Origin of the sequence: Bacteroides sp. K03, assembly GCF_019734355.1 — a bacterium.
Taxonomy (GTDB): Bacteria; Bacteroidota; Bacteroidia; order Bacteroidales; family Bacteroidaceae; genus Bacteroides; species Bacteroides nordii.
On sequence record NZ_JAASHC010000023.1, the window covers coordinates 25,014 to 35,432 of the forward strand.

The 10,419-nt window shown below is 42.1% G+C and carries 7 protein-coding genes; all 7 read right to left on the reverse strand.

Going from position 1 to position 10,419, the window contains the following annotated elements:
- Positions 1 to 11: 11 nt before the first annotated feature.
- The 7 genes from sufB to HCG69_RS14880 all read right to left on the reverse strand — a co-directional run bounded on the left by sufB (position 12) and on the right by HCG69_RS14880 (position 10,381).
- The gene (gene sufB / locus HCG69_RS14850) at positions 12 to 1,466 is read right to left on the reverse strand and encodes a Fe-S cluster assembly protein SufB (protein ID WP_002558744.1); all 1,455 of its coding nucleotides are present in this window, start codon (positions 1,464 to 1,466) and stop codon (positions 12 to 14) included.
- Positions 1,466 to 1,966 carry a CvpA family protein gene (locus tag HCG69_RS14855; RefSeq protein ID WP_002558743.1) on the reverse strand — a complete coding sequence of 167 codons (501 nt, stop codon included), beginning with the start codon at positions 1,964 to 1,966 and terminating at the stop codon, positions 1,466 to 1,468. Before HCG69_RS14855 ends, sufB begins: the two co-directional genes overlap by 1 nt.
- A 140-nt stretch (positions 1,967 to 2,106) precedes the next feature.
- On the reverse strand, positions 2,107 to 5,166 hold the full coding sequence (gene infB / locus HCG69_RS14860) for a translation initiation factor IF-2 (protein ID WP_221650682.1): 3,060 nt from the start codon (positions 5,164 to 5,166) through the stop codon (positions 2,107 to 2,109).
- A gap of 145 nt (positions 5,167 to 5,311) precedes the next feature.
- Positions 5,312 to 6,574, reverse strand: coding sequence for a transcription termination factor NusA (gene nusA, locus HCG69_RS14865; RefSeq protein WP_221650683.1), 1,263 nt, complete (start codon positions 6,572 to 6,574; stop codon positions 5,312 to 5,314).
- Positions 6,575 to 6,576: 2 nt separating this feature from the next.
- Positions 6,577 to 7,044 (reverse strand): ribosome assembly cofactor RimP, encoded by a 468-nt coding sequence (rimP, locus tag HCG69_RS14870; RefSeq protein WP_221650684.1) that lies wholly within the window; start codon positions 7,042 to 7,044, stop codon positions 6,577 to 6,579.
- 473 nt (positions 7,045 to 7,517) lie between these two features.
- Positions 7,518 to 7,808: a hypothetical protein gene (locus tag HCG69_RS14875; protein WP_221650716.1), complete on the reverse strand. Its 291-nt coding sequence runs from the start codon at positions 7,806 to 7,808 to the stop codon at positions 7,518 to 7,520.
- Positions 7,809 to 8,131: 323 nt separating this feature from the next.
- Complete coding sequence (locus tag HCG69_RS14880; RefSeq protein ID WP_221650685.1) at positions 8,132 to 10,381, reverse strand: family 20 glycosylhydrolase; 2,250 nt, start codon at positions 10,379 to 10,381, stop codon at positions 8,132 to 8,134.
- Positions 10,382 to 10,419 lie beyond the last annotated feature (38 nt).

Genomic DNA, 10,419 nt, shown 5'->3' on the forward strand with positions numbered 1-10,419 from the left:
TAATCGTCCAATCATCCCACGCTTCCCTCTAATGAGATCGTCAGCAATTTTTGCGCTTCAACGGCAAACTCCATCGGAAGTTTATTCAATACTTCTTTGGCATATCCGTTTACAATAAGTCCGATAGCATCTTCGGTTGGGATACCACGCTGGTTACAATAGAATATCTGATCTTCACTGATCTTGCTGGTAGTAGCTTCGTGTTCTACCACAGCCGTCTCGTTATGAATATCCATGTAAGGGAAAGTATGTGCACCACATTTATCACCGAGCAAGAGTGAATCACACTGGCTATAGTTACGTGCATTATCAGCTCTTTCAGAAACACGTACCAGACCCCGGTAGGAGTTTTCGCTCTTTCCGGCAGAAATACCTTTACTTACAATCGTACTACGGGTATTCTTACCGAGATGTATCATCTTTGTACCCGTATCCGCCTGCTGATAGTTGTTCGTTACAGCTACAGAGTAGAATTCCGCTGTAGAGTTATCGCCGGTAAGAATACAGGAAGGATATTTCCATGTAATGGCCGAACCGGTTTCTACCTGCGTCCACGACAGTTTACTATCTACTCCTTTACAATTACCACGTTTCGTCACAAAGTTATAAACGCCCCCTTTGCCGTTAGCATCACCCGGATACCAGTTCTGAACAGTGGAGTATTTCACTTCGGCACGATCATGTACCATAATTTCCACAATAGCAGCATGCAACTGGTTTTCATCACGCATCGGTGCTGTACAACCTTCCAGATAGGAAACATACGAATCATCATCCGCCACAATCAGTGTACGTTCAAACTGCCCCGTATTAGCCGCATTAATGCGGAAGTATGTCGATAACTCCATCGGGCAACGTACGCCTTTCGGTATATAAACAAATGACCCGTCAGAGAACACTGCCGAGTTCAGCGCAGCAAAGAAGTTATCACGATAACCTACTACCGATCCTAAATACTTCTTTACCAGATCGGGATGTTCACGCACTGCTTCACTGAAAGAGCAGAATATAATCCCTTTCTCCATCAGCGTTTCTTTAAATGTTGTCTTTACCGAAACGGAGTCCATTACAGCATCCACAGCCATTCCACTCAACGCCATCTGTTCCTCCAATGGAATACCTAACTTATTAAATGTCTTTATCAACTCCGGATCTACCTCATCCATACTCTTCGGTCCTTCTTTCTTCTTGGTAGGATCGGCATAATAAGAGATAGCCTGATAATCTATCTCAGGGATACGGAGATGTGCCCAGGTAGGCATCTCCAATGTCAGCCAGTGGCGATACGCCTTCAACCGAAACTCCAGCAACCATTCCGGCTCGCCTTTCTTCGACGAAATAAGGCGAATAACATCCTCATTAAGTCCTTTCTCAATGATATCTGTATGCACCTCCGTAGTGAAGCCATATTTATACTTCTCCTGCGTGAGTTCCTTTACATATTTATTGGGTTCTTCTTGTTGCATTATTTATTGAGTATATATTGTTGTGTCACTTCTTTTGCCGCAGGAAAGAATATTCCCGCAAACTTAGCCATAGGATAATATAACACTGATTCCTCCTTCTTTGTTTTATCAATCAATGTGTTATCTGCATCGATAAATTCTATCACACAAATTACCAGACTGGTAAGCAGCAGAAATTTCAACGCCCCCAGTCCACTGCCAAGCCAACGGTTCAGCCACCCTAAAGAAACAGCTTCCATTGCTTTTGTTAGCAGAGATGCCACCAAAGTAAAGATCAATGGCACGGCAATCCAAATGACAATGAAAGATAATATCTGTGCCACCGTCATTGAGTCTGTCACAGTAGGACAAAGTTTCTCGGCAAGAGAAGCATACAACGCTTTTGCTGCCAATAATCCTACTATCAGCCCCAGTATGGAAGCAAGCTGCCGGATAAACCCCTTCATAAAGCCTGTCACCACACCTGCACCAACGATAACCAAAATTATTATATCGATCATATATGAAGAGAGTTATAAGGTTATGGAGTCATAGGAAATCAGCGAGATAATAAGTTATCAAAAAGAAAAAGGTGGTAAGGTGGCCATTACCACATTACCACCCTATAACTTTATAACGTTATAACTCTATAACTTATCCATTACAGCGTTTGTTTTACTTCTACTTCTTCGTAAGTTTCGATCATATCCCCCACCTTGATGTCGTTGTAATTCACCAGGCTGATACCGCACTCGAAGTTCGTACCTACTTCCTTCACGTCGTCTTTGAAACGTTTCAGCGCATTAATTGCACCTGAGAAGATAACAATACCATCGCGGATAAGACGTGCTTTGTCGCTGCGTTTCACCTTTCCGGTCTTTACTACCGCACCAGCAACCGTACCAACCTTCGTAATGTTGAATACTTCGCGAACTTCGATAGTAGAAGTTACTACCTCTTTCACTTCCGGTGCTAACATACCTTCCATAGCAGCTTTCACCTCTTCGATAGCGTCATAGATAACCGAATACTTACGGATATCAACGCCTTCCTTCTCTGCCATTCTCTCAGCTGAACCTGAAGGACGTACCTGGAAACCGATAATAATAGCATCTGAAGCAGCAGCTAGAGAAACATCTGATTCGGAAATCTGTCCCACACCTTTGTGGATTACATTTACCTGAATTTGCGGAGTAGAAAGCTTAATCAATGAATCGCTCAAAGCTTCTACCGAACCGTCTACGTCACCCTTCACAATGATGTTCAATTCCTGGAAGTTACCCAATGCGATACGACGACCCAACTCATCCAATGTAAGAATCTTCTGTGTACGCAAGCCCTGTTCACGTTGCAATTGTTCACGTTTGTTAGTAATTTCACGTGCTTCCTGATCGGACTCTACAACATGGAATGTATCACCTGCTGCAGGTGCACCATTCAATCCCAGTATCAATGCGGGTTCAGAAGGTCCTGCTTGCTTGATACGCTGATTACGTTCATTAAACATTGCTTTTACACGACCATAACTGGTTCCTGCCAACACGATATCACCCACTTTCAGCGTACCATTGGATACCAATACCGTAGCCACATAGCCACGCCCTTTATCCAAAGTAGATTCAATAATAGAACCTGTTGCATTACGGTTCGGATTGGCTTTCAGCTCAAGCATTTCGGCTTCAAGCAATACCTTTTCCATCAATTCACTTACACCCATACCTTTCTTGGCAGAGATATCCTGTGATTGATACTTACCACCCCATTCTTCAACAAGGAAGTTCATGGCAGCCAGTTCTTCTTTTATCTTATCGGGATTAGCCGTTGGCTTATCCACCTTATTAATTGCAAATACAATAGGTACTCCGGCAGCCATCGCATGATTGATAGCTTCCTTTGTCTGTGGCATCACATTATCATCAGCAGCTACAATAATAATAGCAATATCTGTTACCTTAGCACCACGGGCACGCATAGCAGTAAACGCCTCATGTCCCGGAGTATCCAGGAAGGTGATCTTACGTCCATCTTCCATACTAACATGGTAAGCACCGATATGCTGTGTAATACCTCCGGCCTCACCGGCAATAACATTCGCCTTACGGATATAGTCAAGCAATGAAGTCTTACCATGGTCAACGTGTCCCATTACAGTTACAATCGGTGCACGTGGTTCAAGATCTTCCTCTGCATCTTCTTCTTCTACAATGGCCTGAGCAACTTCAGCACTTACATATTCAGTTTTGAAACCGAATTCTTCGGCCACCAGATTAATTGTTTCCGCATCAAGTCTCTGGTTGATAGAAACCATCATGCCAATGCTCATACAAGTTGCGATAACCTGATTTACAGATACATCCATCATACTTGCCAATTCATTGGCAGTCACGAACTCTGTTATTTTCAGTACTCTGCTATCTTCCATTTCCTGGTTTTCCAATTCCTGCATACGATTGGAAACCATTTCACGTTTCTCTTTACGATATTTGGAAGCCTTATTTTTGCCTTTTGTTGTCAGACGAGCTAAAGTTTCTTTTACCTGCTTAGCTACATCTTCCTCGCTCACTTCCTGTTTTACAACCGGTTTCTTGAAACGATCTTTATTATTGTTACGGTTGCGGTTTTGCCCACCACCTTGACCTGCAGGCTTCTGGCTATTAGGAGTAGGATGTGCAAAATTAGAAGCAACGTTATTAACGTCTACTTTCTCCTTATTAATACGGATACGCTTCTTCTTGGCATTCGCATCTGCATTCTCCTTCGGAGCAGATTTTGCTACCTTATTGTCATCTTTACGGATTTCCTTAATAATAGCATCTTTGATCTGTTTCCTCTGATCCTGACGAACTTTTTCCTTTTCTTCCCGTTCTTTCCGTTTTTCCTCTTTCGATTTCTTCTTGGGTCGGGTTGACTGGTTCAATGCAGCCAGGTCTATCTGACCGATTACATTAATCTTAGATACAAATTCCGGTTGGCGGATTTTAAAGACGTCATCGTCTTTCTTTTCAGACTCAGCAGCCTCCGAAACAACAGGTTTCGATTCTACCTTTTCTTCTTTTATTTCTGGAGCAGCTTCCACTTTCTGTTCTTCTTTTTTCACTTCTTCCACTTTCTTCTCTTCCACTACCGGTTTTGGCTGTTCTACAACTACAGGCTGTACTTCTTTTACCGGTTCCGGTTTTGAAGCAGGTACAACTACCTCCTCCTTTTTTGCCTCTACGACAACAGGCTTCACTACTTCTTCCACTTTCTTCTCTTCCACTACCGGTGTCGGAGTTGGCTTTGGAGGTTCTGGTTTAGTCTGCGGCTGTGCTTCCGGCTGAGGTTGCGGTTTTGTCTCACTCACTCCCCCTTTATCAGCTTTCCGGTTGAATTTATTTAAATCTATTTTTCCGACAGGTTTAAACTTCGGGCGTGCATCTTCAGGAACAACTGTCTTAATAACATCCTCCGTTTTAGGTTTTTCGGGCTGTTTTTCGTAACCATCAATAGCCACTGATGCTTTGTTACGATCCTTATTCTGACGTTCCTGGATAAAACGCTCTGATTCAATCCGAAGATTTTTGTCTGTGCTAAACTCTTTCACGAGTATAGCATATTGCTCTTCGGTAATTTTTGTATTTGGGTTTGCCTCAACGGTATACCCTTTCTTTTGCAGAAACTCAACTACCGTTGCAATTCCTACATTCAAATCTCTTGTTACTTTGTTTAACCTTATCGTCATACTTTAAATTAAAAGAATAATGGAATGAGAAGATATTTACGATTTCACGATTGACGATTAGACGACTTATAGTTCCTTTCATCTACAACCTACAATATAGAGTAGCTCCAATCGTAAATCGTAAATAGCCTAATCGTAAATGAAATTATTCATTGTCTTCAAACTCCGATTTCAAAATACGTAATACCTCGTCCACTGTCTCTTCTTCCAGATCCGTCTTTTCAATCAACATTTCGCGAGGTGCAGTCAATACAGCTTTAGCCGTATCAATACCGATAGCCTTAATAGCATCGATTACCCAACTGTCGATTTCATCTTTGAACTCGTCCAGATAGATATCTTCATCCTGCACACTTTCATCCAATTCACGGAACACATCAATAGTGTACTCAGTTAACATACTGGCAAGTTTGATATTCAAACCGCCTTTACCAATAGCCAGCGAAACTTCTTCCGGACGGAGGAAAACCTCTGCCTTACGCTCTTCTTCGTTCAATCGGATAGAAGAGATCTTTGCCGGACTCAGTGCACGCTGAATAAACAAGGAGATATTTGATGTATAGTTAATCACATCAATATTCTCATTGCGAAGCTCACGAACGATGCCATGGATACGACTTCCCTTTACACCTACACAGGCTCCTACAGGGTCGATTCTATCATCATAAGATTCCACCGCAATCTTAGCACGTTCACCGGGAATACGGGCAATCTTCTTGATAGTAATCAAGCCATCGTTAATTTCAGGTACTTCCATTTCAAACAGACGTTGCAGGAAAACGGGAGATGTACGTGAAAGAATAATCTTCGGATTATTATTTTTATTATCTACGCGGGCCACCACTGCACGCGCAGTCTCTCCTTTACGGTAGAAATCTGCCGGAATCTGCTCTGTTTTAGGCAGTAACAGTTCATTTCCTTCATCGTCAAGCAGCAGCATTTCTTTTTTCCATATCTGATATACTTCTGCATTAATGATTGTACCTACTTTGTCTATATATTTATTGTAAATACTATCTTTCTCAAGCTCAAGAATTTTAGAAGCTAATGTCTGACGAAGGTTTAGAATAGCACGGCGACCGAATTTTGCAAAAATAACTTCGTCAGTTACTTCTTCTCCTACTTCGTAAGAAGCATCTATTTTCTGTGCTTCTGTCAACGAAATCTGCATATTCGGATTTGTCAATTCCTCGTCTGCCACTACCTCACGGTTACGCCATATTTCAAAGTCACCCTTATCCGGATTTACAATTACGTCGTAATTTTCATCAGTGCCAAACATTTTCGCGATCACACTCCGGAACGACTCTTCGAGCACGCTAACCATCGTTGTTCTATCGATATTTTTCAGTTCCTTAAATTCCGAAAATGTATCAATCAAGCTGATTGTTTCTTCTTTCTTGGCCATAATTATTTAAAACTAATTAAGTATTTAGTGTATTTTATCTCATCATAACGGAAAGTTTCATCCTCTTCCATAAGTTTGGGACGTTTTGCTCCATCAAGCTTCATTTTCTTCTGTACAGCCACTACAAACTTCTCTTCATCGGCTTCCTTCAGCACTCCTGTCAGTTTTTTACCACTTTTGGTCAATACTTCCACTTCACTGCCGATATGATTATAGTACTGCTGCACTACCTTGAATGGCTGTCCGATTCCAGCCGAGCCAACTTCCAGCTCATAATCTTCCTCTTCACGGTTTAATTTAGATTCGATGAAGCGACTCAGCTCCACACAATCTTCAATCCAAACTCCTTCTGCATGGTCTATTTCAACCACAATCTTGTCATCAGGGCTTACAGTTACTTCTACCAGAAAGTAGTCTTTTCCTTCCAGCCACTCTTCAACAATCTGACAAACAGTTTTCTTTTCTATCATTGATTAGCTATATAAGAACAAAAAAAGGAGCTTAATCGCCCCTCCACCTTTCATCCGTTTCGGGTGCAAAGATATAAATAATCTATTCGACTACAAAATATTAGAGAAAAAAAGTTTAATATAACACCAGACGCAAAGGTAACTACTCTTTATACCACTAAAAGAGATGTCAAACAGATGCTGATTTGGTAAAAAAAGAGTAGTTATCTATTTGCAACGGAATTTATTCGGATCTGAATAGAAACGAGCAAAACTCACCACAGAGTAGCACAGAGTTCCACAGAGTAGTATTTATCTGATAAAACGCGGATTAACACAGATGAACGCAAATTAAAAGACTGTAGTTCTTTATCATACATTTGTTTCCCTTTGCGAGAATCTGCGATCATCTGCCTTCCAATAAAGATTTAAACTCTGTGGAACTCCGTGTTACTTTGTGGTGAAATACATTCAAAACCATACAGTAACGAAGATTATGTCCCTATCTTTTCGGTAGCGGAAGTATCCATAGACGGCATCATTACCCTTACCCGGTGTTGTACTCTGTCTTTCTCAGAAAGGAACACTCCTTTCCCCGGTGAGCAGCATTGTTTTATATGTACATGTTTCACTGCTCCACATGTACATGTCGTACCGTCCCACATGTGCATGTCGTACTGCTTTACATGTACATCTAAAACAACGTCACACACCGAGGCTTCATACGTTACTCTACGAGATAGAGCTTTATCGATACCGGAGAAAGAGACGGATGGCAATGACAAACACCATTAAGCTCAAAACTGAATTTATTTACTATTAGACGAATTACGATGTACGATTGAAGTAACTCTTTTAAAAGCCTGTTTCAGCGCTGTCAGAGACAGAGTAATCCCAATCGTACATCGTAATTCGTCTAATCGTAAATAGATTCGAAATGAATCGAACTTGCACAGAGTTTTTATCTGATGAAACGCGGATGAACACAGATAACGCAAATTAAAAGACTGTAGTTCCTTGTCATCTACTTGTTTCCCTTTGCGAAAATCTGCGTCCTGCGTTTCAACTAACCATCGCCTGGCGTACCTCCCCGTGGTGCGGGAAGCACTCAGTGATAAACCTCCGGAGTAGTGAGTGTGCCATCTTCCCCGATCAACTGAAATCCACGTTTGTTCCAGTAACGATGATAACCTCCAATGTTACTATTAATATAGATAAGTTCAAATGAGTGAATTCCTTTCTTCAAAGCAACTGACTTCCGGCTCACTGAATGTCGTATCAATTTCCCGCTATTATTTATTATTTTCTCCCCGTCTATCTTCAGTTGATCCATTTCGGAAGAGATATAATAAACCCCGTCAGCAGGAACCTCGAAATATCCTTTATAAAGGAAAGCACCGTTAGCTTCTGGTTTTACATCCAGATGAAACCCCGGAACGATCATTGGCTTTTCCCAATTCGCATCAGTTAAGTCTGTGACATAATAATACTTACCGGAGATACGTTGTAGTTCTGCTCCTGCCACCAATTTTCTGTGAAGAGCTGGTCTCATTTTTTCTTTCCGGACATCTATAATTCTTGTCCGGCTCAGTTTGCCGGACGGAAGCATGGTAGCTATTCTCAGCGTCGTATTCTTCATAAATACAAGAGGGGTGGTATATAGAGTGGATTGTATTGTAGGCATCGTTCCGTCAACTGTATAAACCATGGGTAAATTGCGGCTGTTATGAAAAGTCAGAGTTGTTTTATCAACAAATGCTACATAATCGGCCTGTGGTCCTTCGGGCAATGGAATATGATAATTAATATGATGGGCATCCAGGCGCCTCAACTGATTGTCCAAACACTGAACAAAGGCAGTATAATCCTTATTCTCTTTTTGTGTCCAGGTTAATTCTGCCATGGCCAGCATACGCGGATAAAGAAGATATTCCGTATGCTCGGCAGTCGGAGAATATTCTGTCCATAAATTGGCCTGTGCACCCAATATGTGGTGAGATTTCTCCCGGGAAATCCCTGCTGCTACCGGTTCATATTTATATGCCTTCTCGAGCGAAATACCGAAACTGATGGTGATAGGTTCCACTTCCGGTGCTCCTTGCCCGGCATCATAATAAGCAAAATTCAAAGGAGTCATAATAACATCATGCCCCATGTTGGCGGCAGTGATTCCACCCTCCTCCCCCGTCCACGACATGACAGTAGCAGATGCAGCAAGCCCTCCTTCAAGTATTTCATCCCAGCCAATCATTGCCCTGCCATGTCTTAACAGGATTTTCTCGATACGATGAACAAAATAACTCTGCAGTTCGTGTTCATCCTTCAGCCCCTCTTCTTTCATACGGTGCTGGCATTTGCGACAAACTTCCCAATGAATCTTCGGGCATTCATCTCCACCGATGTGAAAGTATTTTCCGGGAAATAGAGGAACGACTTCACCTATCACATCTTCCAGAAAATTGAATACACGGTCGTTTCCGGCACAATATACGTTATCTTCCACCCCCCACTGGTTTCTCAACCGGAAAGGGCCTTCGATGCAGGATAGTTCCGGATAAGCTGTAATCGCCGCGAGAGCATGCCCAGGAAGTTCTATTTCCGGGATAACGGTGATTTTCTTCTCAGCAGCATAGGCCACTACTTCCCTGATCTGGTCTTGTGTATAGAAACCACGATTCACACTTCCGTCTACATTGTGCCGGATGGATCCTATCTCTGTCAGTAAAGGGTATTTTTTTATTTCAATAGTCCAGAGGTGGTCATCGGTAAGATGCCAGTGAAAGTAGTTCATTTTAAACATAGCCATGATGTCCAACTGCTTCTTTACGAAATCGACATCAAGAAAGTGCCGACATACGTCCAACATCATACCACGATAGGCAAAACGGGGTTCATCTTTTACAGAAACGCAGGGAAGAGTCCATGCCACATTGTCCACAACAACCGTCTTTTCTATTTCAGGGGGAAGGAGTTGCATCACTGTCTGCATGCCGTAAAACACCCCTCTGTCACTCTTTCCGGTTACTGTGATCTGCCCGGGTATCACTTCCAATACATATCCCTCCTCATTGAGAGGCAGTTGGTTATCGATTGATAATATAATGCTGTTTTCGGTAGCAATCGGTTTTACAGGCAATTCATATCCTGTAGAGCGCTTTATTTTAGCTCCGAAATATCCGGCAACATCTTTCAAGTCAGCAGTCTGAACCACAAAAGAGGTCTGTGGAGTAATCATAAACTCTCCCTGCCGTACATGCACTTCCTGAGGATAAGGTGTGATAGTGATTGGTCTGTTGCCCGTTGCAAAAGCTGACACCACGCCAACGGTTGCCAATAAGTTTAGAAAGAATCGTTTCATAAATAGTATCAGTTGTTTTAATATTTATCCGTTTCCAG